The sequence below is a fragment of the Streptomyces sp. NPDC000348 genome (assembly GCF_042898795.1).
Lineage (GTDB): Bacteria > Actinomycetota > Actinomycetes > Streptomycetales > Streptomycetaceae > Streptomyces.
Genome location: NZ_JBIAZD010000016.1, coordinates 113,221 through 137,671 on the forward strand (window position 1 = coordinate 113,221; position 24,451 = coordinate 137,671).

Genomic DNA, 24,451 nt, shown 5'->3' on the forward strand with positions numbered 1-24,451 from the left:
ATCGGCCGTGATCTGCGAAACTGACGTCTGATACACACAGCTCACACGGCCGGGGCCGGCCGGAGGCTGCGGAGCTCCCGCGGGCAGATGTTTCACCGCACGTTTCGGCGGGCGGCCGTGGGGGAGGTCACTGACACGATGATCGGGTTGCGCGGCGGGGCCACGCGTCCTAGAAAAGCAGTCGGGTGGAGATATGCATCGCGGTGGCGGACTGGGCGAGGGGACCGATGACCTGGGTCCTCGACGTGCCCGGCGGGGAAGGCACCGACGCGAGGCGGAGGACACGGACGAGACGCGACAGACACGCGGCGAGCCGGAGCGGATCGGCCCTCTGAGCGGGGCGGGGAGCAGGAATGGTGGTCGGGTGGGGGTGACGTACAAATACTTCGGCGCGCCGGACGGCGCCACCGCGGCCCGCGTCCCGATCTCGATGCGTCCCGAGGAACTCGGCGGCGACGAGCTCGGCATGAACGGCATGTTCACCAAGATCAAGCCGGAGACCATGGCCGCGATGGTCCTCACGGGCATCGAGGGCGTCCCCCTGCACAAGGTCCCGCCCCTGGAGCTGGTCGTCCTGCACCCCGACTACGCGGTCGTGAAGCTCCCCATGACGGTCGTCGACCCCCTGCGCGGCATAGGCGAGGAGGCGGTCGGCGCGGCGGCCTTCATCTGGTCGACGGTCCCGGACCGCGGCGGCCCGCGGGACGCGTTCAACGTGTACCGGCTGCTGCACGAGTGGCAGGACTTCTCCCACCGGCTGCACGAGGCGGGGCATCAGGCGTACTGCCTGGTGTGGCCCTGAGCCGGGGTTTTGGTGGTCGTGGGCGCCGGGACCGGAGCGGTGCCGTCGGTTGACGTCCCCGGTCCGCGGCTCTTCGTCCGCCGGGCTCCGGTCGCTCATACGTGGAGCGCAGAGGCGCACCGGGCAGCCCTGGAGGGGGTGCGGCCCGCTGCCGGGGGATGCGCGGCAAGCCACTACAGGACACCTCCGTTGGCACGGATGTTCTGGCCCGTCACCCACCGTCCGTCCGGTCCCGCGAGGAAGGCGACCACGTCCGCCAGGTCCTCGGGCCGGCCGAGGCGTCCGAGCGAGGTCATGCCGATGGCCATCGCCAGCTTCTCCGGCTCGTTGGCCGCGTTCAGAAGATCCGTGTCCGTGGCACCGGGCGAGACGGTGTTGACCGTGATGCCGCGTGCGCCCAGCTCGCGTGAGGCCACCAGGGTGAGTTGTTCGAGGGCTCCCTTGCTGGCCGCGTAGGGGGCGTTGCCGGGTGCGGGGAAGACGGTGTTGAGGGTGGAGATGTTCACGATCCGCCCGCCGTCCCGCATGTGCCGTGCGGCGTAACGCACGGTGAGGAAGACGGACTTGGCGTTGACGGCCATCACCCTGTCGTAATCGGCCTCGGCCGTCTGCGCGAGGGGCACGACCTCGGTGTGCACGGCCGCGTTGTTGACCAGGATGTCCAGGCCGTCGAGCCGGCGTTCGGCGGTGCCCATCAATTCCTCGGCCGCGCCGGGTTCGGCCAGGTCCAGCCGGACCGCGATGACCTTTCCGCCGGCCCTCTCGGCCAGTCGCACGACCTCGTCCGCGGCTTCCCCGCTCCTCGCGTAGTTGAAGACCACGGCCGCTCCGTCCCGCGCGAGTCGCAGCACGACGGCCCGGCCGATCCCCCGTGAGCCTCCGGTGACGACAGCCGCCTTGCCCGTGAGCACCGCCATGTTCCCCCCTGCCGTGATGACCCGTCTGCCGCCGCACGTCCAGGAGATCCGAGATCGGCGGCTGCTTGCCCGTACCCACCGGTCCATGCTGCCGCAGGAATACGGACGGAGCCACGGGTGACCGCGTTCCGCGGGACAAGCTCTTCGCGGCCGTCCTCGCCGGAGTGGTGGTCGGGGTGGCGGCCGACGTCATCCGAAGAGGCCGCGGCCACGATCTCATGGCCACGGGCGCTCCGGGCCACGTTCGACGCGCACGCGCGGCCGGGGGTGCGCCCCGTCGCCTCGGGGGAACCGGATGCGCACCACCGGCCGTCGTTCAGGCCCGGGTGTGGCCGCCGTCGGCGAAGAGTTCGGCGCCGGTGACGAACGACGAGGCGTCCGATGCCAGGAAGAGGGCGGCCTCGGCGATTTCCCCGGGGTCGGCCGGCCGCCCCAGTGGCACGACGGCCTCGGCGAACCCGTCGGCGTCCGGCCCCGCGGCGCGCAGCAGGGCAGGGGTCCGGGTGGGTCCCGGGCTGAGCAGGTCGACCCGGAATCGGCGCTCCCGGGACTGCCGGGCCCAGTCGTGCACGAGGTTGCTCAGCGCCGCCTTCGAGGCGCTGTGGACACGGGGACGGCGGGCGCCCCGGCGCATCACCCGAACAGCCGTCGCCGGGGGTGCCGGTGGCGGCGCCGGCGCGGAGGGCCGACGGCAAAGGGCCTGCTCCGGGGCCTCGGGGGCCCGTCGTAACACGCCCGTCGGGACGGGGGCGCCGGCTCCCGGTCACCCTGGGTCAACCACCCGAAGGGGGCAGTCCAAGGGAGCGGCGGAGCACGGGATCGGGTCGTATGTGGTGGGGGTGTCGCCCCCTAGGCGCCCCTGAAGGAGGACAACGTGTTCCGCCATTCGATACGTGGGCTCGTCGTCGGTCTCTGCGCGCTGACCGCGGCCTCGCAGACGGTGCCGGCCCTGGCCCTCGCCGCCCCGGCCGGTGGTGCGCCCCCGGCCCCGCACACCACCGCCCCGGCCCTCCACCGGCAGACCCTCGCCGACCTGAACGCCGCCATGAAGGGCGAGGCGTACGCCCACGCCGTGTACCTGCTCTTCGCCGCCGAGGCCGACCACGCGGGCCACCACGCCATCGGCCGGCTCTTCCGCGCCACGGCGCACACCGAACTGCACGAGCACCTGCACGAGGCGGCCGACCTGGCAGGCGTGGTCGGCACGAACGCCGCCAACCTGCGCCAGGCCATCGACGGTGAGACCTACGAACACCAGGTCATGTACCGCGGCTTCGCCGAACAGGCCCGCCAGGACGGGGACCTGGAGGCCGCGGAGCTCTTCGGCGAGATCGCCGCCGACGAGGGCCGCCACCGCGACGCCTTCCGCGCCGCCCTGACGGCCGTGACCACCGGCCACGGCACCGTCCCGGCACCGCCGAAGGCCGACGTGGTGCCGGTGCCCGCCGGGCCGCCGAAGGTGAAGGCGGCCCGCACCAGGGCCAACCTGGACACCGCCCTGCACGGCGAGGCGCTCGCCCACGCCACGTACCTGCTGTTCGCCGCCCACGCCAGGCAGACCGGCCATCCGGCCCTGGCCCGCCTGTGGGAGGGCACGGCCGAGGTCGAACTGCGGGAGCACTTCGCCGCCGAAGCGGTCCTGGCCGGGCTGGTGCGCGGCACCGAGGACAACCTCCGCACGGCCATCACCGGGGAACGCCACGAGGCGACCACCCTGTACCCGGAGTTCGCCGAGCGGGCCGCCGCCGTCGGTGACACCGCCGCCGCCCGCTTCTTCCGCGACACCGCCGCGGACGAGGCCCGCCACGCCGCCGCCTTCCAGAAGGCACTCGACCGCCTGCGCTGACCGCCCCGTACCGGGGACACCGGCCGGGCGGACCGCGGACCGACCGGCCGGTCGCGGCGTGCCCTCCGCCGTGGGCGCGCAGGGCACGCCCGGGGACGAACGGCCCCTGCCCGTCCACCCGGCGACGGCGCAGGCTGGAGGACGGGGCCCGGCCCGCCCGCAGGGCCGTCGCCGCCTGCCCCGCCCGGCCCTTCACACCGACCGGGGCCAGCCGTGACCCACCGCGTGTTCACCGCGCGGCTGCGCCGCCCGACCGCTGCGGTCGTGCCTCCACGGCCCGGACACCGTGCCGCGTCTCCGCCTCGCCCGGGGTCACCCGGAGTCGCCCGGGGTCACCCGGGAAGAGGTGAACCGCTTCTCCCCCGGTCCCGGACGGCCGTCCGCTCGCGTCCCCAGTCGGCCAGTGGCCGGAGTGCGTCGTTGAGGCGCCTGCCGTCCTCGGTCAGCGAGTACTCGACGCGGGGCGGCACCTCGTCGTAGGAGACGCGACGCACCACGCCGTCCGCCTCCATCTCCCGCAGGTGGGAGGCGAGCACCTTCTCGGTGATCCCCGGGAGCAGCCGGCGCAGCTCGCCGAAGCGGCGGTGGGGGTGCTCGTGGAGCGCCCAGAGGACCAGCACCTTCCACTTGCCGCCGATCACCTCCATCGCGGTGTCGATCCCGCAGACGTGTCCGTCCGGTGCGCCCGGCCGGTTCAGCGTCGTCATGCCCCACCCCTCCGACGTGCTCGCTCACCCCGGGGTAACCACCCACTCCGAAGTGCGTACTTGATCATCTCCGGGCCCGCTTCCAGCCTAGTCGGCATGACACAGAACACCGTTGAGAAGACGTCCGTCACCCTGCTGGGCCTCGGCGCGATGGGCAGCGCGCTGGCCCGTGCCTGGCTCGCCGCCGGCCACCCGGTCACCGTCTGGAACCGCACTCCGGCCCGCTGCGCACCGCTCGCCGCCGAGGGCGCGCAGGTCGCGGACAGCGCCGCCGCCGCCGTCGCGGCGAACCCGCTGGTCGTCGTCTGTCTGCTGGACGACGCCTCGGTCGGGGAGACGCTGGCCGGCACCGACCTGACCGGCCGGGACCTGGTCAACCTGACCACCAGTACCCCGGCCGAGGCCCGGGACCGCGCCGCGTGGGCCCACGGGCGCGGCGCCCGCTACCTGGACGGCGGGATCATGGCCGTCCCCCCGATGATCGGCGTCCCCGAGGCCGGCGGCTACGTCTTCTACAGCGGCTCGCGGGAGCTGTTCGAGCGGCACGCGGAGACGCTGCGCGTCCCGGCCGGCACCACCTACGTCGGCACGGACGCGGGCTTCGCGGCGCTCCACGACGTGGCGCTGCTCAGCGCCATGTACGGGATGTTCGCCGGGGCCGCGCACGCCTTCGCCCTGATCCGCAAGGAGGACATCGACCCCACGTCGCTCGCCCCGCTGCTCGCCGACTGGCTCGTCGCGATGGCCCCGGCCGTCCACCAGACCGCCGACCAGCTGCGCAGCGGCGACTACACCAAGGGGGTCGTCTCCAACCTCGCGATGCAGGTGGCCGGCACGCCGACCTTCCTGGGCACCGCCGAGCAACAGGGCGTCAGCCCGGAACTGCTCGCCCCGTACTTCGCGTTGATGCGCCGCCGTCTGTCCGAGGGCAGCGGCGAGGAGGACCTGACGGGCGTGGTCGACCTCCTCGTGCGCTGACCGGCGTTCCCCCGCTCCTCACGGGGGCCGGGTGCCACGGCGTCGTGTCACGCCGTCCCGCAGCGGCTGCGGAGGAGTTCCACACCGTCGCCGTCGAGATCGTCGCAGTACGCCGCCCGTCCCGTCATGGCCATGATCAGGGCCAGGGTGCGGCCGGACACGAGGGGACCGGAACCGGTCGCGAACGGACCGTCGTCCGCCACGAGCCGCAGGCCGCCGATGCGTCCCTTGGCGACGACCACGAGGTCCGTTCCCCGGTAGTACTCGGCCACCTTCGTGACGACCTCGACCGGATGGTCGCGGCGGATGCCCAGCGGACGCCGGATGTCCTCCCCGTGCACGATCGTCTCGCCCAGCACGGCGATGGCGGGCAGGGCGGGCTTGGTCGTGCTCGGGACGACGCGCCGGAAACGCTCGAGGGTCTCGCCCGGGGTCGCGCCGAGCTGCTCGGCCAGCCGCACGGCCACCTGCTTGTCGAAGTCGAACCGACAGCGGATCACCCCGGCCAGCCAGCGCACGGTGTTGAGGCTCGCGCCCGCGGTCAGGTGCGCCAGCACCTCACGCACCGTCAGACCTGCGCAGAGCGAGGGGGTCTCCCACTGCTCGTCCGTCAAGGCGGCGAGATCGGCCGCCAGCGCCGCCCGCTCGGCGCGGATCAGGGGCCAGACCCCGGTCTCGCGATTGCGGTCTGCTGTCAGTGCCGGATCAGTCATGGGGGGGCTGGACTCCTGTCGAGGACCGTGATCTGCGTTGCCCCGGCCCGGACGGCACACGTCCGGCGGGGGCGTTCCCGATAGAGACTCCCGCACCGGAGCGAAGTCATCGCCGCCGGGGGGATGTTTTCTCCGGCGCGGGCCCGACCGGACTCCTGCCGAGGGCAGTTCGCCGGGCGGGAGGGCAGTTCGCCGGGCGGGAGGACGGGCGGGCCGGTGCGGCCGCGCACCGGGCGGCGGGTGCGGCACGGGCGCCGGACGTCCCCCGGCCGGCGCCCGGAAGCACCGCTCACCCCTCCGCCGGCCGCCCGGCCACGCCCCCCACCGTGAATCCGGTCACCGTCCCGCCGCCCTCGCGGGGAAAGGCGTACGGCGCTCCGCCGTGGGCGAGCGCGACCTCCCGGACGATGGAGAGACCGAGCCCCGACCCCGGCAGGGAACGCGCGTCGGCGGCGCGGTAGAAGCGGTCGAAGACGCGGGTCAGGTCGTCGGCGGCGATACCGGGCCCCCGGTCGCGCACCTCCACCCGTACCGTGCCCGGGCGGGCCGGGCCGGCGACGCGGATCTCGACGGGGGCGCGGCCGTCCCGGTCGAACTTGACGGCGTTCTCCACCAGGTTGGACAGCGCCCGCGTGAGCATCCCGGGCCGCCCGTCGGTGGTGGTGTCGCCGCTCGCGCTCACCACGATCTCGCGCCCGGTGCGGCGCCGGGCGTGTCCCGCGACGTCCTCGGCGATGTCCGCGAGGTCGACCCGCTGCGGCGGCTCGGTGTCGGACTGCCCGGCCGCGAGGTCGACGAGTTCGTTGACGAGGTCGGTCAGCTCGCGGGCCTCCTGGGTGAGGTCGGCGACCAGTTCCTCGCGGGTGCCGGGCGGGAGTTCGTCGATGCGGCGCAGCAGGGAGATGTTGGTGCGCAGCGAGGTGAGCGGCGTGCGCAGCTCGTGCCCGGCGTCCTGGACCAGCCGGCGCTGATCCTCCTCGGACTGGGCGAGCCGGCCCAGCATCCGGTCGAAGGCGCGGCCGAGGCGCCCCACCTCGTCGTAGCCGGCGACGGGCACCTGGATGCCGAGCCGGCGGGTGCGGGCGACGGCCTCGGCGGTGTTGGTGAGGACGACCAGGCGGCGGGTGATGCGCCGGGCCAGCCACCAGCCGAACAGCCCGGCGCCGACCACCACCGCCGCCGTCAGGACCAGCGTGCGCCGCTGGAGCGCCCGCAGCAGGTCCTCGGTGTCGCTGAACTCCTGCGCGACCTGCACCGCGCCCCGCTCGCCGCCCAGGGCGACGGTCGCCACCCGGTAGACGTCGTCACCGACGTCGACGCCCGCGTGCACGACCACCCGCCCCGCGGTCGCGGCGCTCGCGATCCGCCGGTCGGCGCCGACCACCGGCAGCCCCGGGTCGCCGGGGTCGAGGACGCCGCCGTCCGGCCCGAGCACCTGCACGTCGGTGCGCGCGGGCCGCACCAGGTCGTGGCCGGGCGCGGCGGAGGAGAAGTCGATCGGCGACATCCGGTTCTCCCGGACCTCGTCCCGCAGGTCCTGCACGACCTCGTCGAACACGGACTGCTGGTCCACCCGCACCAGCCGGGCGGCCGCGTTGTACGACAGGATCCCGACCAGCACGGTGACGGTGGCGGTGACCGCCGCGAACGCCACCGCGAAGGTGGTCCCCAGGGACAGCAGCCGCAGCCGCCTGCGGGAAGCCGGCCGCCGGTACGACACTCAGCCCTCCCGCAGCACGTAACCCACCCCGCGCACGGTGTGGATCAGCTGCGGCGCGCCGGGTTCGTCGAGCTTGCGGCGCAGGTAGCCGACGTAGACGGCGAGGTTCTTGGAACCGGGGCCGAAGTCGTAGCCCCAGATGCGGTCGTAGATGGTGGAGTGCTCCAGGACGATGCCCGCGTGGCGGATCAGCAGCTCCAGCAGCTCGAACTCGGTGCGGGTCAGCTCCAGTTCCCGCCCGCCCCGCCAGGCCCGGCGCGCCTGCGGGTCCATCCGCAGCCCGGCCGCCTCCACGAACCGGCCGGAGGTGTCCGGCTCCGGCTCCGCCACGGGCTCGGGGGCCGGCTCCACCGGGGCCGCCCGGCGCAGCAGCGCGCGCAGCCGGGCGAAGACCTCCTCGACGTCGAACGGCTTGACGACGTAGTCGTCGGCGCCCGCGTCCAGTCCCGCGATCCGGTCGGCGGTCTCCACCAGCGCGGTCAGCATCAGCACCGGCGTGCGGTCGCCCTCGGCGCGCAGCACCCGGCACACCTGGAGCCCGTCGATGCCGGGCATCATCACGTCCAGGACCAGCACGTCGGGCCGGCTGCGGTGGGCCTGCGCGAGGGCCTCGACGCCGTCGGCGACGGCCGTGACCCGGTAGCCCTCCAGGGTGAGGGCGCGCTCCAGGGCGTTGCGGATGGCGCGGTCGTCTTCGGCGAGGAGAACGGTGTGCGGCACGCCCCCAGTCTGCCAACCGCCGCGGTCCGCGGGCCCCGGTGGCCGTCCGCCGGGGCCGCTTCTTACCGCGCTCTCACCCGGTGGGCCGCAGCGCGGCGAGCCGCTCCTCGAACGGGGTGACCTCCTCGAAGGAGTCCCGCACGGACAGCGGACGGGCGGTGGACAGCCCGGCCATCAGCGCCGCCAGTTCCCCGGCCGCGCGCTCGACGCGGCCGTTCAGGCCCTCGGCGCCCCAGTCCTCGGAGGCGGCGTAGACCCCGGTGGGGACGACGACGGCCTTGAGGTGGGAGAAGAGCGGCCGCAGCGCGTGGTCGAGGACGAGGGAGTGCCGCGCGGTGCCGCCGGTCGCCGCGATCAGCACCGGCTTCCCGGCGAGGGCCTCGGGGTCGCCGGCGCTCAGCGCGTCGAAGAACGACTTGAACAGCCCGCTGTACGAGGCCGAGAACACCGGCGTGACCACGATCAGCCCGTCGGCCCCGGCCACCGCGTCGAACGCGTCGGCCAGCGCACGGCCCGGGAAGCCGTTGGTGAAGGTGTGCGCGATCTCCACGGCGAGTTCGCGCAGCTCGATCACCCGGACGTCGGCCGGGCCGGGCTCCGGGGCGGTCGCGGCCGGGGCGGCGACCGCCGCCAGGCGGTCGCCGAGCAGCCGGGTGGAGGACGGGACGCCCAGTCCCGCCGAGACGACGACGAGCCTCATGCCCGTGCTCCTTCCTTCGCCCTGGCTCCGGCCAGCAGCGAGCTGTGGGTGGGCGCGTCCGGCACACCGGCCGGACGGTTCTTGGCGAACTCCCGGCGCAGCACCGGAACGACCTCCTCGCCGAGCAGGTCGAGCTGCTCGAGGACGGTCTTCAGCGGCAGGCCCGCGTGGTCCATCAGGAACAGCTGGCGCTGGTAGTCACCGGCGTACTCGCGGAAGGACAGCGTCTTCTCGATGACCTGCTGCGGGGAGCCCACGGTCAGCGGGGTCTGCTCGGTGAACTCCTCCAGCGACGGGCCGTGCCCGTAGACCGGGGCGACGTCGAAGTAGGGGCGGAACTCGCGCACCGCGTCCTGGCTGTTCTTCCGCATGAACACCTGCCCGCCGAGGCCGACGACGGCCTGCTCGGGGGTGCCGTGCCCGTAGTGGGCGTACCGGGTCCGGTACAGCTCGACCATGCGCTTGGTGTGGTCGGCCGGCCAGAAGATGTTGTTGTGGAAGAAGCCGTCGCCGTAGTACGCGGCCTGCTCGGCGATCTCCGGCGAGCGGATCGAGCCGTGCCAGACGAACGGCGGCACGCCGTCCAGCGGGCGGGGCGTGGAGGTGAAGCCCTGCAGCGGGGTACGGAACTTCCCCTCCCAGTCGACGACGTCCTCGCGCCACAGCCGGTGCAGCAGGGCGTAGTTCTCCACCGCCAGGTTGATGCCCTGGCGGATGTCCTGCCCGAACCAGGGGTAGACCGGGCCGGTGTTCCCGCGCCCCATCATCAGGTCCACCCGGCCGTCGGCCAGGTGCTGGAGCATCGCGAAGTCCTCGGCGATCTTCACCGGGTCGTTGGTGGTGATCAGGGTGGTGGAGGTGGAGAGGACCAGCCGCTCGGTGCGGGCGGCGATGTAGCCGAGCATGGTGGTCGGCGAGGACGGCACGAACGGCGGGTTGTGGTGCTCGCCGGTCGCGAAGACGTCCAGGCCCACCTCCTCGGCCTTCAGCGCGATGGCGACCATGGCCTTGATGCGCTCGCGCTCGGTCGGCGTACGCCCCGTGGTCGGGTCGGGCGTGACATCCCCGACGCTGAAGATCCCGAACTGCATGGCCGCTCACCCTCCAAGTTGTTGACGGTTCAACTATACCCCTGGAACGGCTCCCCGCCCCCTCCTATTCCCCCCTCCCGGAACACCCCGCACGGACGCCCACGGCGCCGGCGCCGGCCGCCCCCGCACCCCGCCCACGTCACCCACCCCGCCCGTGCGCCCCGCCCACGTCACCCACCCCGCCCGGCGAAGGCCCCGGCCTGCCCCGGCCGCCGTGCAGGACCGTACGGAGGCCCACACCGACGAGGCCCACCGGGCCCGAGGCCGCTACGGCGCCGAGACCGGCCGGCCGTCCGGGGCATCCCCCGACCGCAGCCGGGCCGCCTGCTCCGCGCTGAACTCCGTCGTACGCCTCATGTGATCGATGAACAGGGCGAGCTCGGAGTCGTCCAGGTCGTCGAAGAGCGCGAACCAGTCGCCGCCGAGGCGCTCCCACACCCGCCCGAACTCGGCGGCCCGCTCCGGCACCACCGCCACCAGCACCAGCCGCCGGTCCCCCGCGTCCCGCTCCCGCACCACGTACCCCGCCCGCTCCAGCCGGTCCACCAGCCGCGTCGCCGAGCCGGTCGTCAGCCCCGTCAGCTCCGCCACCCGTCCCGTGGTCACCGGGCCGCCCTCCAGCGTCAGCAGGCTCAGGCACTGCAGATCGGTGGGGTGCAGGCCCAGGTGGTCGGCGAGCGCCTGGTTGAACAGGGCGTGGGCCGCCATGTACCGCCGGGACACCACGGCCAGCTCCGCCAGCAGCCCCGCCCGCGCGGTCTCCGGCATGCGCAGCTCCTCTCCGCTCCTTCGGATGTGTCCCCACCCCCGGCCCGTACCGGACGCCGTCCATCAGGTGATGTACCCGGATGCGAAGCTGCACGCATGCCGATCCTCCGCTCCGCCGCCCTCTTCGTCCTCGCCGCCGTACTGGAGATCGGCGGTGCCTGGCTGGTCTGGCAGGGCGTACGGGAACACCGCGGCCTGCTGTGGGCGGCCGGCGGTGTCCTCGCCCTCGGCGCCTACGGCTTCGTCGCCACCTTCCAGCCCGACGCCCACTTCGGCCGCGTCCTCGCCGCGTACGGCGGGATCTTCGTCGCCGGCTCGATCCTGTGGGGCGCGGTCGCCGACGGCTACCGCCCGGACCGCTGGGACATCACCGGCGCGCTGGTCTGCCTCGCCGGAATGGCCGTGATCATGTGGGCGCCGCGCAACGGCTGACGGGCCTCAGGCCGCCGTCCCGGGAAACAGCCCCAGCTGCTCCAGGAAGGCCAGCCGGTCGAAGTAGAGCCGGTGGCTGACGATCCTGCCGTCCTCGACGACGGCGACGTCCGCCCCTCGGATCCTGACCTCCTTCCCGGTCGCCGGCACGGACCGCCCGTCCGGCACCCGCAACGGCCCGGTGTTCCGGCCGCTGAAGTACCCCTCGTCGATCGCGGCGCTGCCCACCTCGAACGCGTGCAGCGGCTCGTACCGGGCCCCGGGCACGGCCGTCGTCATCCGACGCCAGTACGCGACGATCTCGTCCCGCCCGTGCAGCTCCCCCGCCTCGGGCACCCAGGCGACCACGTCCCGCGCGTACAGCTCCGCCACGGCGTCCATGTCCAGGTCCGTGGTGACCGCCGCCGTGAGCCGGTCCATGACCTCACGCGCCTCACCCATGATCCGCCTCCTGCCCCGGAGGACCACCCGTCCCATTGTCCCACCGGCCCCCCGCCTATGCTGGCCGCGCGAGTCCCGACCGCGCCCAGCACGCCCGAGGAGCAGCCCATGGCCACCGCCGTACCGCCCGCCGCGTCCCGCATCGCCGTCGTCACGGGCGCGAGCAGCGGGATCGGCGCCGCCACGGCCCGCCGGCTCGCCGAGGCCGGCTACCGCGTCGTCCTCACCGCCCGCCGCAAGGACCGCATCGAGGCGCTCGCCGGGGAACTCACCGCGGCCGGCCACGCGGCGACGGCCTACCCGCTCGACGTCACCGACCGCGCCGCCGTCGACGAGTTCGCCACCGCCTTCAAAACCGTCGGCGTCCTCGTCAACAACGCCGGCGGCGCGCTCGGCGCCGACCCGGTCGCCACCGGCGACCCGGACCAGTGGCGCACGATGTACGAGACGAACGTCCTCGGCACCCTCAACCTCACCCAGGCGCTGCTGCCCAAGCTGGACGCGAGCGGCGACGGCACGGTCGTCGTCGTCTCCTCCACCGCCGGCCACGCCACCTACGAGGGCGGCGCGGGCTACGTCGCCGCCAAGCACGGCGCGCACGTCCTCGCCGAGACCCTGCGCCTGGAGATCGTCGGCCGCCCGGTGCGCGTCATCGAGATCGCGCCCGGCATGGTCAAGACCGACGAGTTCGCCCTCACCCGCTTCAACGGCGACACGGAGAAGGCCGCCAAGGTCTACCAGGGCGTCGCCGACCCCCTCACGGCCGACGACGTGGCCGACACCATCACCTGGGCGGTCACCCGCCCGTCCCACGTCAACATCGACCTGATGATCGTCCGCCCCCGCGCCCAGGCCTCCAACACCAAGGTGCACCGGGAGCCCTGATGCCCGACAGCGAACAGCGCCGCCTGGCCCTGGAGAAGAAGCGCGAACGCTACGTCTGGTACTACCTCGGCTACTTCCTCTTCGGCATCCACATCGTGGCCTTCGTCATGATCTACGCGGTGACGCACGCGAAGTAGCGGGCCCCTCGCAGGGGCCCGCCCTCCTCGTCGCCCCGCCGCGTCAGCCCTTCACGCAGACGACCTGCTTCAGCTTCGCGACGACCTCGACGAGGTCCCGCTGCTGGTCGATGACCTGCTCGATCGGCTTGTACGCACCCGGGATCTCGTCCACGACGCCGGAGTCCTTGCGGCACTCCACGCCCCGCGTCTGCTCCTCCAGGTCCTTCGTCGAGAAGCGCCGCTTCGCCGCGTTGCGGCTCATCCGCCGACCGGCGCCGTGCGACGCCGAGTTGAAGGACTCGGCGTTCCCGAGGCCCTTGACGATGTACGAACCCGTGCCCATGGAACCCGGGATGATCCCGTACTCGCCGGAACCCGCGCGGATGGCTCCCTTGCGGGTCACCAGCAGGTCCATGCCGTCGTAGCGCTCCTCGGCCACGTAGTTGTGGTGCGCGCTGATCTCCGGCTCGAAGACCGGCTTGGCCTTCTTGAACTCCTTGCGGACCACGTCCTTCAGGAGCGCCATCATGATCGAGCGGTTGTACTTCGCGTACTCCTGCGCCCAGAAGAGGTCGTTGCGGTACGCCGCCATCTGCGGGGTGTCCGCGACGAAGACGGCGAGGTCGCGGTCGACCAGGTTCTGGTTGTGCGGGAGCTTCTGAGCGATGCCGATGTGGTGCTCGGCGAGTTCCTTGCCGATGTTCCGGGAACCGGAGTGCAGCATCAGCCAGACAGAACCAGTCGTATCCGTGCAGACCTCGATAAAATGGTTGCCGGATCCGAGCGTTCCCATCTGCTTAGTGGCACGTTCCTGACGGAATTTGACCGCATCCGCCACTCCGCCGAACCGGCCCCAGAAGTCGTCCCAGCCGCCGGTCGCGAAGGCGTGGAAGCGGGACGGGTCGACCGGGTCGTCGTGCATGCCCCGCCCGACCGGGATCGCCTGCTCGATCTTCGACCGCAGCCGCGACAGATCGCCGGGCAGGTCGTTCGCCGTCAGGGACGTCCTCACCGCCGACATGCCGCAGCCGATGTCGACGCCCACCGCCGCCGGGCACACCGCGCCCCGCATCGCGATCACCGATCCGACCGTCGCGCCCTTGCCGTAGTGCACGTCCGGCATGACGGCCAGGCCCTTGATCCACGGGAGGGTGGCGACGTTGCGCAGTTGCTGGAGGGCGCCCTCCTCCACCGTCGCCGGATCCGTCCACATCCGGATCGGCACCTTCGCACCCGGCAGTTCCACGTACGACATAACGCCCTCGTTCCCCCACAAAGCCAACAGAAGTATCGAATCGCAAAACCGGCGCCAAGGTCGGCGGAAAGGGATGACGGACCGGCGTCCACGGCAGTGCGTGCGATACACATTGTCTGCCGGGGGCGCCCCCGTGCGGCAAGCGATTAACCAGCGGGGACACTGGGGAGACCCGGCGGGCACCGGCCCGCACCCACCGTCGAGAGGAGCCCGACCGTGCAGCGGAAGGCGTACGTATCCGGCGTCGCCGCGCTCCTGGCGGCCGTCCTGGCCGGCTGCACCGGCAGCCCGGACGACGGCGGCCAGTCGGACAACTCCAACCCGGGAAGCGCCGGTACGACCGCCCAGGCCGCCCAGCCCGGCAGGTACGCCACGCTCCCCGAGCCCTGCGGCGTGGTCGAGGACACCACGCTCGACCAACTCCTGCCCGGCATCGGGGAGATGACCGACGAGGCGCAGCGCGAGAAGGCGTACGCGGGCGAGGCGACCCTCACGTACGACACCGACCGCAAGGTGGGCTGCCGTTGGAAGGTGGAGTCGGCGGCGGCGACCGACCACCTGCTGGTCGACTTCGAGCGGGTCGTCTCCTACGACAACGCCGTCAGCGACGACGCCCAGGCCGGGGAACTCTTCGCGACCAGGCGGGAGGCGGCACATCTCCCGGAGCCGACGGTGACGACCACGGAGACCGGTGCTCCGTCCAGCGACCCTTCCACGGAGCCGAGTTCGTCCGCTTCGTCCGGGTCGTCCGCCGGTGCCTCGCCGTCCGTCGCCCCCTCCGACCTCCAGCCCCGCCTCCTGGAGGACCTGGGCGACGAGGCGTTCCTCGACGACGAGCTGAGCAGCTCCGGTTCGACCGCCGAGCAGCGCACGGTGACTGTGGCGTTCCGCACGTCCAACGTGATCGTGACCGTCGAGTACGCGGAGCAGCCGATGACCGTCGGCGTCGTGCCGGACAGCAAGGAATTGCAGGACAGGGCACGGAAACTCGCCTCCGAGCTGGCCGGTTCGCTGGGCGGCTGAGCACGGTCCGCGGCCCCTTCGCCCCTGCGCGCGAAGCACGCGAAGGAGGGCCGCACGGGTGGCTCACCGCGTACCGTGACCCCTCGGACCCCGTTTTGACCGCAGGGAAACCGCAGGGAACACGAGCGTCATGAGTGAAGGAACCATGCAGCGACGAGCACAGCGAGAGCAGCCCGAGCGAGCGAAGCGCCTTACCCGCGTCCTTGTCTGCGCGGCAGCCGTCCCCGTGATGCTGGTCGCCGCCGGCTGCTCCTCGGACTCCGGCTCCGGCGACGGTGAGGACAAGGCCGCCTCCGCGTCCGCCTCGCAGTCCGCGAGCCCGTCCCCGACGGTGCAGGCGGCGGCGTACCAGCGGCTCCCGGAGCCGTGCGCGGTGTTGTCCGAGAAGACCCTGGACGACCTGGTGCCGAAGGCGAAGTCGGGCAAGGAGGGTTCCTCGGACGACGTCTCCACCCGGGGCAGCTGCTCCTGGAGCAGCCTGGACAACAACGGTGTGAAGGGCTCGCAGTTCCGCTGGCTGAACGTGTCGCTGCTGCGCTTCGACTCGGACACCACCCGTGGTCCGGGCGACGAGCTCGCCCAGGAGTACTACGACAAGCAGGTGCGGGAGGCCCAGTCGGCCGAGGGCGCGAAGGGCAGCAAGTCGGAGCCGGTCGGCGGGACCGGTGACGAGGCGACGGCGGTGCGCTACGACCTGAAGAAGAAGGAGGGCGCCTTCAAGCAGCAGACGGTCGTGGCGCGCGTCGAGAACGTGGTGGTCACCCTCGACTACAACGGCGCCGGTCTCGCCGGTGACAGGACGCCGGACGCCGACGACCTGATGAAGGACGCGCAGAAGGCGGCGAAGGAGGCGGTGGCCTCGGTGACGAAGGCGAACGGCACGGATGCCGCGCCGTCCGGGTCGGCCTCCGGTTCCCCCTCGAAGTCGGCGTCCGGGTCGGCCTCGAAGTCCGCTTCCCCGTCCGCCTCGAAGTCCGCTTCGAAGGCGTCGAGCAAGAGCTGAACCGGCCCTGAACGAGAACCGGCCGCCCGTCCTCCGCACACATGTGCCACTCTGTTGCGCGCAACAACACGCACTGGGAGGGGAGTACGGGTGGCCGCGCCACTGCAGCTGACACGGATGCACCGGGTTCTCATCGGCGTGGTCGTCTTCGGTGCCGTGATCATCGCCGGGATCGGCTTCGCGGGTTCGTACGCGGCCGTCCGTGAGCTGGCCCTGCAGAAGGGCTTCGGGAACTTCAGTTACGTCTTCCCGATCGGCATCGACGCCGGCATCTGCGTCCTGCTGGCCCTGGACCTGCTGCTGACCTGGATCCGCATCCCGTTCCCGCTGCTGCGGCAGACGGCGTGGCTGCTGACGGCGGCGACGATCGCGTTCAACGGCGCGGCGGCCTGGCCCGATCCGCTCGGCGTGGGCATGCACGGGGTGATCCCGGTGCTGTTCGTGGTCTCGGTGGAGGCGGCCCGGCACGCGATCGGGCGCATGGCGGACATCACCGCCGACAAGCACATGGAGGGCGTCCGCCTCACCCGCTGGATGCTGTCGCCGGTGCCGACGTTCCTGCTGTGGCGCCGGATGAAGCTGTGGGAGCTGCGCTCCTACGAGCAGGTGATCAAGCTGGAGCAGGAGCGCCTGGTCTACCAGGCCCGCCTGCGCTCCCGCTTCGGGCGTTCCTGGCGGCGCAAGGCCCCGGTCGAGTCCCTGATGCCGCTGCGCCTCGCCAAGTACGGCGTCCCCCTGGCCGACACGGCCCCGGCGGGCCTGGCGGCGGCGGGCATAGAGCCGGCGCTGCTCCCCCCGGCCCCCGGCGCCCCGGAGGTGGTCGCGGCCGACCGCGCCGACGCGGTCGCGGGCGGTCGTGCCGCCGGGGCGGCACGGGTGGGCGAGGGGGGTGCCCCCCAGGCCGTTCAGGCGCCTGCGGGTGAGCAGCGCCTGGAACTCGAGGGCAACCGGGACCCCGAGCCCCAGGAGGACACCACGGGCAACCCGTGGCTGCACGCCCGTGACCCGCAGACCGTCGAGTACCACGGCGGCTACGACCCCACGTACGACCCGGACGAGGAGTACGCCCGCTGGTACGCGGAACAGCGGCAGGCCGAGCAGTACCAGGACCAGTACCAGGAGGAGCCGCCGCTCCAGGAGCCCTCTCCGGAGGAGACCGGCAGCTTCCCCATCCCGGTGGTCCCCGGCGGCCGCACCCGCGAGCTGGGCGAGGGCGGCGCCGCCGCCTCCGATCCGGACGAGGAGGCGTACTACCAGGTGTTCCGTCAGTCGATAGACGGCAGCTACCCGACGCCCCGGGTCCTCGGTGACAACATCCAGGCGACCTACGGCACGACGCTGAACCCGAGCGAGCTGAAGACCCTCGCCGAACGCTTCCAGCAGCGCCACACGGCGGAGCTGGAGGAGGACCACATCGCGTAAGGCGCGCACACGACGACAGGGGGCGCCCGGCAGGTACCGGGCGCCCCCTGTCGTCGTGCTTCCGCCTACTCCCCGAGCAGCGCCCGCACCCGCTCCTGCCCCACGGCCAGCAGCAGCGTGGGCAGCCGCGGTCCCGTGTCCCGCCCGACCAGCAGGTGGTACAGCAGGGCGAAGAAGGACCGCTGGGCGGTCTTGATCTCCGCCGGCAGCTCCTTGGGCGTGGCGTCGGCGGAGAAGCCCGCCTGGACCTTGGGCACGCCGTAGACGAGGTGGGTGAGCCCGTCCAGCGACCAGTTGTCGGCGAGGCCGTCGAGCAGCAGCCGCAGCGACTGCCTGCCCTGCTCGTCGAGCGACTTCAGCAGCTCGGCGTCGGGTTCCGCGCGGACGATGGTGCGCTGGTCGGCGGGGACGTGGGTGTTGATCCACGCCTCGGCCCTGCCGTACCGCGGCCGGGCCTCGTCCAGGGTGGCCAACGGGTCGGACGGGTCCAGTTCGCTGAGGATGCGCAGGGCCTGGTCCTCGTGACCGGCGGTGATGTCGGCCACCGAGGCGAGCGTGCGGTACGGCAGCGGCCTGGGCGTCCTCGGCAGCTCACCGCTCGCGGTGCGCACCGCGCGGGAGTGCGCGGCGGCGTCGGCGGGCAGGGCGCTGCCGTCGGCGACCTTGGCGTCGAGCCGGTCCCACTCGTCGTAGAGGCGCTGGATCTCCTGGTCGAAGGCGATCTTGAAGGACTGGTTGGGGCGGCGCCGGGCGTAGAGCCAGCGCAGCAGCTGCGGCTCCATGATCTGGAGCGCGTCGGCCGGGGTCGGCACCCCGCCCTTGGAGGAGGACATCTTCGCCATGCCGCTGATGCCGACGAAGGCGTACATCGGCCCGATCGGCTGCTCGCCGCCGAAGATGCCGACGATCTGCCCGCCCACCTGGAAGGAGGAGCCGGGCGAGGAGTGGTCGACGCCGCTCGGCTCGAAGATCACGCCCTCGTACGCCCACCGCATGGGCCAGTCGACCTTCCAGACCAGCTTGCCGCGGTTGAACTCGCTCAGCCGGACGGTCTCCGAGAAGCCGCACGCGGTGCAGGCGTAGGTCAGCTCGGTGGAGTCGTCGTCGTACGCGGTGACCGTCGTCAGGTCCTTCTCGCAGTTGCCGCAGTACGGCTTGTACGGGAAGTACCCGGCGGCGCCGGAGCCGCCGTCGTCCTCGGCGGCGGCGCCGGAGCCCTCGGCGGCCTCCAGTTCGGCCTCGTCGACCGGCTTCTGCTGCTGCTTCTTCGCGGGGGCCTTCTTGGTGCGGTACTGGGCGAGGATCGCGTCGATGTCGGCGCGGTGCCTCATGGCGTGCAGGATCTGCTCGCGGTAGACGCCGGAGGTGTACTGCTCGGTCTGGCTGATGCCGTCGAACTCCACGCCCAGCTCGGCCAGCGACTCGACCATGGCGGCCTTGAAGTGCTCGGCCCAGTTCGGGTGCGCGGAGCCCTTGGGGGCGGGGACGGAGGTCAGCGGCTTGCCGATGTGCTCGGACCACGACTCGTCGACGCCGGGGACGCCGGCCGGGACCTTGCGGTACCGGTCGTAGTCGTCCCAGGAGATCAGGTGCCGGACCCGGTGGCCGCGGCGGCGGATCTCGTCGGCGACGAGGTGGGGGGTCATGACCTCGCGGAGGTTGCCCAGGTGGATCGGGCCGGAGGGCGACAGCCCGGACGCGACGACCACAGGTTTGCCCGGGGCCCGACGCTCCGACTCCTCGATGACCTCATCCGCGAAACGGGAGACCCAGTCGGTGGTCTCGGTGCTCTGAGCCACGATCGGCACGTCCTTCTTTCTGCTCGGGCAGCCGGTACGGTCGCACGGCTGACCGCTCCATTCTCCCAGCAACGGCGGCAACGGCGAAAACACCTTTTCACCGGCGCCCCGGGTGGCGCGGGCCGTGCCGGTGCGCGGCGAGAAAACCGCTTCACCCCCCGTGGGATACTGACCGTGTCTATCTGAACCCACGAGGAGAACGGCACCCACCCCTATGGCCTCGGTCACATCGCTCACCGATCTCGTCAACCGGCAGCTCACGTCCGCCCTCTCGGCCACCCAGCCGGAGGCGGACCCGCTGCTGCGACGTAGCGACCGGGCGGACTTCCAGGCCAACGGCATCCTCGCGCTGGCCAAGAAGGCGAAGGCGAACCCGCGGGAGCTGGCGGCCGAGGTCGTCTCGCGCATCACCACCGGCGACCTGATCGAGGACGTCGAGGTCTCCGGCCCCGGCTTCCTCAACATCACCGTCGCCGACCGGGCGATCACCGCGAACCTCGCCGCGCGGCTCGCGGACGGCGAGCGCCTCGGCGTGCCGCTGAAGGAGGACGCGGGCGTCACGGTCGTCGACTACGCCCAGCCGAACGTGGCGAAGGAGATGCACGTCGGTCACCTGCGGTCGGCGGTCATCGGCGACGCCCTGCGCGCCATGCTCGACTTCACCGGCGAGAAGACGATCGGCCGGCACCACATCGGCGACTGGGGCACCCAGTTCGGCATGCTCATCCAGTACCTGTTCGAGCACCCCGGCGAGCTGGCCCCCGCGGCCGACGTCGACGGCGAGCAGGCCATGAGCAACCTGAACCGCGTGTACAAGGCGTCGCGTGCGCTCTTCGACTCGGACGAGGAGTTCAAGGAGCGGGCCCGTAAGCGGGTCGTCGCCCTCCAGTCCGGTGACAAGGAGACGCTCGAACTGTGGCAGCAGTTCGTGGACGAGTCGAAGGTCTACTTCTACTCCGTCTTCGAGAAGCTCGACATGGAGATCCGCGACGAGGAGATCGTCGGCGAGTCCGCGTACAACGAGGGCATGCCCGAGACCGCCCGCCTCCTGGAGGAGATGGGCGTCGCGGTGCGCTCCGAGGGCGCGCTCGTGGTGTTCTTCGACGAGATCCGCGGCAAGGACGACCAGCCGGTCCCGCTGATCGTGCAGAAGGCCGACGGCGGCTTCGGCTACGCGGCCTCCGACCTGACCGCGATCCGCAACCGTGTCGTCGACCTGCACGCGACCACGCTGCTGTACGTCGTCGACGTGCGCCAGTCGCTCCACTTCCGGATGGTCTTCGAGACGGCCCGCCGGGCCGGCTGGCTGAACGACGGCGTCACCGCGCACAACATGGGCTACGGCACGGTGCTCGGCGCGGACGGCAAGCCCTTCAAGACGCGTGCGGGCGAGACCGTACGCCTGGAGGACCTGCTGGACGAGGCGGTGCAGCGGGCCGCGGAGGTCGTGCGGGAGAAGGCGCGGGACCTCACCGAGGACGAGATCCGGGAGCGGGCCGCGCAGGTCGGCATCGGAGCCGTGAAGTACGCGGACCTGTCGACGTCGCCGAGCCGCGACTACAAGTTCGACCTGGACCAGATGGTCTCGCTCAACGGCGACACCAGCGTGTACCTCCAGTACGCCTACGCCCGTATCCGGTCCATCCTCCGCAAGGCCGGCGAGGTCCGCCCCGCGGCCCACCCGGAGCTGGGCCTGCACGGGGCGGAGCGCGCGCTGGGCCTGCACCTGGACGCGTTCGGGGACACGGTCTTCGAGGCGGCCGCGGAGTACGCCCCGCACAAGCTGGCCGCGTACCTGTACCAGTTGGCGTCGCTGTACACGTCGTTCTACGACAAGTGCCCGGTGCTGAAGGCCGATTCGCCGGAGCAGGTGGCCAACCGCCTCTTCCTCTGCGACCTCACGGCCCGCACGCTCCACCGGGGCATGGCCCTGCTGGGCATCCGGACGCCCGAGCGCCTCTGAGCACCCGTACCCACCCCGCGCGGCCCGTCCTCTCCCCCGATGGGAGGACGGGCCGCGGCGTCGTCCGGCTCAGGCGCAGTAGTTGACGCTGTTGAAGTCCGAGAACGCGGCCTTGGTCTGCGATCCGGCGACCCCGTCGACGGCGAGCCCGTAGTCGAAGAGGTTCAGGTAGCGCTGCAGTGCCTTGATCGTGTTGGTCCCGACGACTCCGTCGACGGTGCCGGCGTTGTAGCCCAGGTCGTTGAACTTCCTCTGCGCGGCCTTCCAGCTGTCGGTGCCCAGCTGTCCGTCGATGGCTCCGGGGTTGTAACCGGTGTCGCGGAGCCAGCACTGCCAGTACTTGGCCCGGGTCGTGCTCAGGCCGAGGTTGTTCACCGCGAGCGGCGCGACCTCGGCGGCCGCGACGGTACGGGTGTCCTGGGCGGGTGCCGCGATGCTGGTGCCCGCTGCCGCCAGGCTTCCGGCGGCGATCCCCACGGCGGTCGTGAGACCGACGAAGGCCTTCGTCGTGGCTCGCATGGTGTTTCCCCCTGTCGGATGAACGGTGCCGGCCGCACCGGCCGGCTCGCCATCGAGACTGGAGGACCCGGACCGGCACGCGCCACAGTTGCCTCAGAAGTGACGTCACCCTGGGACGTCCCAGGCCGTGACCTGCGGTGACACGGGCCGCCGGGACGGTGCCGCGGGACGGGTGCGGCGGGCGGTGGCCGATTCGGTACGGGTACGGGAACCTCCCGTCCCGGTGGACCGTGGATGCTGTTGCAGAATGCGGCGGGGACGGGACCACGGACGCGAGTGGGGGAAGGCATGTCGCGTTGGAAGGAGCTGCCCGCGGAACTCGACCCACGGGTGCGGCGGCTGGTGGTGTGCTTACGGCGGGCCAAGGACCACAGCGGGCTGAGCATGCGTCAGCTCGCGGCGAAGACGGGATACAGCGCGTCGTCGTGGGAGCGGTACCTCGGCGGCAGGTCGCTGCCGCCCCGGGAGGCCGTCGAGGCGCTCGCCTCGGTCACCGGCGAGGACCCGGTCCGCCTGCTGGCACTGCGGGACGTCGCGGCGGCGGCGCGGACGGGAGAGCACGCGGCGGCGGAGGCCCGGCCGGTGGCGGGGGCCGGGGGGACCGTGGAGGTGCCGGGGGCCGGGGGGACCGTGGAGGTGCCGGGGGCCGGGGGGACCGTGGAGGTGCCGGTGCCGGAGGAGTCCGGACGCCGCGGTTCCTTCCGGACGGCGGTCGTCGCGGTGGTCGTGGCCCTGGTCCTGGCGGTCTCCTCGGCGCTGGTCCTGGTCACCCGGATCACCGGGGACGACGAGGAGCGGGCGCAGCCACCGCCGGTGTCGTCGGCCGCGCCCGCCGGGGCCGCGTCCGAGCCGTCGGCCCCGTCGTACGCCTGCCGGGTCGAACGGGTCGACGGCCGCTGGTACGCGGGGCTCAGCCGGACCCGGGAGGCGATCCTGCTGAACGGCCACGCCGGGAAGGCGGTCGCCGAGGCGCAGTGCCTGCTGCGCAGGGCGGGTTACCCACCGGGCGACATCGACGGCATCTACGGCCCGCTGACCGAGCGGGCCGTCAAACGCCTGCAGAAGCGGGCCGGTCTGGTCGTCGACGGCATCGTCGGCCCGCACACCTGGAAGGCCCTGCGGGGATGACTCCTTCTCCGGAGCGTGCGGAACTGGCCTCCGCGCTGCGGGCCCTGCGGCAGCGCACCGGTCTGAGTCTGACCGGACTGGAGGAGCGCACGCCGTTCAGCAGGTCCTCCTGGGGCCGCTACCTCAAGGGCGAGACGCTGCCGCCCCGCGAGGCCGTGCGGGCGCTGTGCCGGCTGGCGGGCGAGCCGGACGGGCGCTGCCTGGCGCTGTGGGAGATCGCGGAGGCCGCGGACAGCGGACGCGCCGCCCATGCCCCGCCGGACGAAGCCGCACCGCCCCCTGTCGCTCCCCCGCCCGCGCCGCCACCCGATGGAGCGCCCCGGATTCGGCCGTGGCGCCTCACGGCGGTGCTCACGGCCGTGCTGGCCGTGCTGGCCGGGGGCGTGACGGCGGCCGCCCTGCTGGAGCCGGGCCCCGCCGGGACGGTGCGTGCGTCCCCGTCCTCCGAGGCCGCCCCGCCGCCGCCACGCTGCCGGGGCGCCGCCTGCGAGGGCAAGGATCCGATGAACATGCTCTGCGGCAACGGCCCGGACACCCTCGGTTCGTACCGCACGACCGCCGGAGCCCGGCTGGAGCTGCGGCACAGCAGGCGGTGCGGGACGAGCTGGGCCCGCATGTGGGCCACCGCGGTGGGCGACCGCATCGAGATGACCGCGGCCGGCCCGACCCGTTCCGCCGAGGTGGCGGACGTCCTGGACGCGAAGGCCTACCTCTACACGCCCATGACCGCGACGGTGCCGGGCACGGTCGTACGGGCCTGCTTCCACCGCGCGGGGAAGCGGGAGTGCTTCGAGGCGACCGTACGCTGATCCGCGCGGCGGCACCCCGCGGCGGCGCACCTCAGTCGCGCAATCCCGCCGCCGGCCTCCGCAGCCCCTCCGCGATCTCGTCCGGTGTCTGCGTGACGAAGCAGAGCCGCATCGTGGCCCGGTCCGGGCCGGCGGCGTGGAAGGGGGCGCCGGGGACGTACGCCACGTCGTGCCGGACCACCTCGGGGAGCAGGGCCGTGGTGTCGTACGGCTCCGGAAGGCGGGCCCAGAGGAACATGCCGCCCTCGGGACGGGTCCAGGTCGAGCCCTCGGGGAGCGCGCCGGGCAGGCCCGCGAGCATGGCGTCGCGGCGTGCGCCGTACGCGGCCGCGACGCGGCGGACGTGGGCGTCGAGGTCGTTGTCGGCGAGGTAGCGGGCCACGGCGAGCTGGTTGACGGTGGGGGTGTGCAGGTCGGGGCCTGCTTGGCGACGGCGCAGGCGCGGCGCAGGCCGGGGGCCATGACCTTGGAGAAGCTGCCGAGCAGCACGGTGCGGTCCCCGGCGCCGGGGTGGGCGGCGGTCCACGGCACGCGTTCGCCCTCGTGGCGCAGTTCGCCGTACGGGTCGTCCTCGACGATCCACGGTCCGCGCCGGGCGGCGACTGCTTCACGCCGGTGCGGTCGCGGCCCCGGTCCGGGCCGGAGGCCTCAAGGGTGCCGCCGCGCAACGCATGGGAACGGTCGCGTGACC

General features: G+C 72.8%; 25 protein-coding genes and 1 pseudogene. 12 read left to right on the top strand and 14 right to left on the bottom strand.

The annotated features are described in order from the left end of the window. Window positions 1–193 precede the first annotated feature (193 nt). On the top strand, window positions 194–802 hold the full coding sequence (locus ACFY3N_RS27410) for a hypothetical protein (protein WP_390819408.1): 609 nt from the start codon (window positions 194–196) through the stop codon (window positions 800–802). 173 nt (window positions 803–975) lie between these two features. On the opposite strand, the gene ACFY3N_RS27415 is transcribed toward ACFY3N_RS27410, so the two are convergent. Continuing rightward, a complete protein-coding gene (locus ACFY3N_RS27415; RefSeq protein ID WP_390819409.1) occupies window positions 976–1,719 on the bottom strand; it encodes an SDR family oxidoreductase in 744 nt (247 codons plus the stop codon). Window positions 1,720–2,035: 316 nt separating this feature from the next. Next, window positions 2,036–2,353: an SDR family oxidoreductase gene (locus ACFY3N_RS27420; protein ID WP_390819410.1), complete on the bottom strand. Its 318-nt coding sequence runs from the start codon at window positions 2,351–2,353 to the stop codon at window positions 2,036–2,038. A 240-nt stretch (window positions 2,354–2,593) separates the two neighbouring features. Here ACFY3N_RS27420 and ACFY3N_RS27425 point away from each other — a divergent pair, with 240 nt between their 5' ends. Further along, on the top strand, window positions 2,594–3,565 hold the full coding sequence (locus ACFY3N_RS27425; RefSeq protein ID WP_390819411.1) for a ferritin family protein: 972 nt from the start codon (window positions 2,594–2,596) through the stop codon (window positions 3,563–3,565). 332 nt (window positions 3,566–3,897) lie between these two features. Here the strand turns inward: ACFY3N_RS27425 and ACFY3N_RS27430 are convergent, their stop codons facing one another. Next, entirely contained in the window at window positions 3,898–4,272 is a 375-nt protein-coding gene (locus tag ACFY3N_RS27430) for a winged helix-turn-helix transcriptional regulator (RefSeq protein WP_390819412.1), read from the bottom strand. A 96-nt stretch (window positions 4,273–4,368) separates the two neighbouring features. On the opposite strand from ACFY3N_RS27430, the gene ACFY3N_RS27435 reads away from it, so the two are divergent. Beyond that, window positions 4,369–5,250, top strand: coding sequence for an NAD(P)-dependent oxidoreductase (locus tag ACFY3N_RS27435; RefSeq protein WP_390819413.1), 882 nt, complete (start codon window positions 4,369–4,371; stop codon window positions 5,248–5,250). A gap of 47 nt (window positions 5,251–5,297) precedes the next feature. On the opposite strand, the gene ACFY3N_RS27440 is transcribed toward ACFY3N_RS27435, so the two are convergent. The 6 genes from ACFY3N_RS27440 to ACFY3N_RS27465 all read right to left on the bottom strand — a co-directional run bounded on the left by ACFY3N_RS27440 (window position 5,298) and on the right by ACFY3N_RS27465 (window position 10,962). After that, entirely contained in the window at window positions 5,298–5,963 is a 666-nt protein-coding gene (locus ACFY3N_RS27440; RefSeq protein WP_390819414.1) for a maleylpyruvate isomerase family mycothiol-dependent enzyme, read from the bottom strand. 289 nt (window positions 5,964–6,252) lie between these two features. Then, window positions 6,253–7,683: an ATP-binding protein gene (locus ACFY3N_RS27445; protein WP_390819415.1), complete on the bottom strand. Its 1,431-nt coding sequence runs from the start codon at window positions 7,681–7,683 to the stop codon at window positions 6,253–6,255. After that, window positions 7,684–8,403 (bottom strand): response regulator transcription factor, encoded by a 720-nt coding sequence (locus ACFY3N_RS27450; protein WP_390819416.1) that lies wholly within the window; start codon window positions 8,401–8,403, stop codon window positions 7,684–7,686. Window positions 8,404–8,476: 73 nt separating this feature from the next. Then, the gene (locus ACFY3N_RS27455) at window positions 8,477–9,103 is read right to left on the bottom strand and encodes an FMN reductase (RefSeq protein ID WP_390819417.1); all 627 of its coding nucleotides are present in this window, start codon (window positions 9,101–9,103) and stop codon (window positions 8,477–8,479) included. After that, window positions 9,100–10,194 (bottom strand): LLM class flavin-dependent oxidoreductase, encoded by a 1,095-nt coding sequence (locus tag ACFY3N_RS27460; RefSeq protein ID WP_390819418.1) that lies wholly within the window; start codon window positions 10,192–10,194, stop codon window positions 9,100–9,102. Before ACFY3N_RS27460 ends, ACFY3N_RS27455 begins: the two co-directional genes overlap by 4 nt. 267 nt (window positions 10,195–10,461) lie before the next feature. Continuing rightward, window positions 10,462–10,962 (bottom strand): MarR family winged helix-turn-helix transcriptional regulator, encoded by a 501-nt coding sequence (locus tag ACFY3N_RS27465; protein ID WP_390819419.1) that lies wholly within the window; start codon window positions 10,960–10,962, stop codon window positions 10,462–10,464. Between the two features lie 96 nt (window positions 10,963–11,058). Between ACFY3N_RS27465 and ACFY3N_RS27470 the strand changes: the two genes are divergently transcribed. Then, entirely contained in the window at window positions 11,059–11,394 is a 336-nt protein-coding gene (locus ACFY3N_RS27470; protein ID WP_390819420.1) for a YnfA family protein, read from the top strand. Window positions 11,395–11,400: 6 nt separating this feature from the next. Here ACFY3N_RS27470 and ACFY3N_RS27475 read toward each other — a convergent pair whose 3' ends face one another. Then, window positions 11,401–11,835, bottom strand: a complete 435-nt coding sequence (locus tag ACFY3N_RS27475) for an ester cyclase (protein ID WP_390819421.1) — start codon at window positions 11,833–11,835, stop codon at window positions 11,401–11,403. Between the two features lie 108 nt (window positions 11,836–11,943). Here ACFY3N_RS27475 and ACFY3N_RS27480 point away from each other — a divergent pair, with 108 nt between their 5' ends. Together ACFY3N_RS27480 and ACFY3N_RS27485 are read left to right on the top strand one after the other, a co-directional pair. After that, window positions 11,944–12,720, top strand: coding sequence for an SDR family NAD(P)-dependent oxidoreductase (locus ACFY3N_RS27480; RefSeq protein ID WP_390819422.1), 777 nt, complete (start codon window positions 11,944–11,946; stop codon window positions 12,718–12,720). Continuing rightward, window positions 12,624–12,857: a hypothetical protein gene (locus ACFY3N_RS27485; RefSeq protein WP_390819475.1), complete on the top strand. Its 234-nt coding sequence runs from the start codon at window positions 12,624–12,626 to the stop codon at window positions 12,855–12,857. The genes ACFY3N_RS27480 and ACFY3N_RS27485 overlap by 97 nt, the downstream gene beginning before the upstream one ends. Before the next feature lie 43 nt (window positions 12,858–12,900). Here the strand turns inward: ACFY3N_RS27485 and ACFY3N_RS27490 are convergent, their stop codons facing one another. Continuing rightward, entirely contained in the window at window positions 12,901–14,094 is a 1,194-nt protein-coding gene (locus tag ACFY3N_RS27490; protein ID WP_390819423.1) for an RtcB family protein, read from the bottom strand. A 216-nt stretch (window positions 14,095–14,310) separates the two neighbouring features. Between ACFY3N_RS27490 and ACFY3N_RS27495 the strand changes: the two genes are divergently transcribed. The 3 genes from ACFY3N_RS27495 (at window position 14,311) to ACFY3N_RS27505 (ending at window position 17,542) form a co-directional block, all read left to right on the top strand. Continuing rightward, window positions 14,311–15,117: a DUF3558 domain-containing protein gene (locus ACFY3N_RS27495; RefSeq protein ID WP_390819424.1), complete on the top strand. Its 807-nt coding sequence runs from the start codon at window positions 14,311–14,313 to the stop codon at window positions 15,115–15,117. A gap of 130 nt (window positions 15,118–15,247) precedes the next feature. After that, window positions 15,248–16,120: a DUF3558 family protein gene (locus tag ACFY3N_RS27500; RefSeq protein ID WP_390819425.1), complete on the top strand. Its 873-nt coding sequence runs from the start codon at window positions 15,248–15,250 to the stop codon at window positions 16,118–16,120. A 90-nt stretch (window positions 16,121–16,210) separates the two neighbouring features. Then, entirely contained in the window at window positions 16,211–17,542 is a 1,332-nt protein-coding gene (locus ACFY3N_RS27505; protein WP_390819426.1) for a DUF2637 domain-containing protein, read from the top strand. 65 nt (window positions 17,543–17,607) lie between these two features. Here ACFY3N_RS27505 and lysS read toward each other — a convergent pair whose 3' ends face one another. Then, a complete protein-coding gene (lysS, locus tag ACFY3N_RS27510) occupies window positions 17,608–19,350 on the bottom strand; it encodes a lysine--tRNA ligase (protein ID WP_390819427.1) in 1,743 nt (580 codons plus the stop codon). Between the two features lie 205 nt (window positions 19,351–19,555). Between lysS and argS the strand changes: the two genes are divergently transcribed. Beyond that, complete coding sequence (gene argS / locus ACFY3N_RS27515; RefSeq protein WP_390819428.1) at window positions 19,556–21,304, top strand: arginine--tRNA ligase; 1,749 nt, start codon at window positions 19,556–19,558, stop codon at window positions 21,302–21,304. Between the two features lie 69 nt (window positions 21,305–21,373). On the opposite strand, the gene ACFY3N_RS27520 is transcribed toward argS, so the two are convergent. Then, window positions 21,374–21,823, bottom strand: a complete 450-nt coding sequence (locus ACFY3N_RS27520; RefSeq protein ID WP_390819429.1) for a peptidoglycan-binding protein — start codon at window positions 21,821–21,823, stop codon at window positions 21,374–21,376. A gap of 288 nt (window positions 21,824–22,111) precedes the next feature. Here ACFY3N_RS27520 and ACFY3N_RS27525 point away from each other — a divergent pair, with 288 nt between their 5' ends. Further along, entirely contained in the window at window positions 22,112–22,951 is an 840-nt protein-coding gene (locus tag ACFY3N_RS27525; RefSeq protein WP_390819430.1) for a peptidoglycan-binding protein, read from the top strand. Next, window positions 22,948–23,760: a helix-turn-helix domain-containing protein gene (locus ACFY3N_RS27530; protein ID WP_390819431.1), complete on the top strand. Its 813-nt coding sequence runs from the start codon at window positions 22,948–22,950 to the stop codon at window positions 23,758–23,760. The genes ACFY3N_RS27525 and ACFY3N_RS27530 overlap by 4 nt, the downstream gene beginning before the upstream one ends. Window positions 23,761–23,791: 31 nt before the next feature. Here ACFY3N_RS27530 and ACFY3N_RS27535 read toward each other — a convergent pair. Beyond that, window positions 23,792–24,369 (bottom strand): annotated as a pseudogene (locus ACFY3N_RS27535) (aminotransferase class I/II-fold pyridoxal phosphate-dependent enzyme); the annotation flags it as partial. Window positions 24,370–24,451 lie beyond the last annotated feature (82 nt).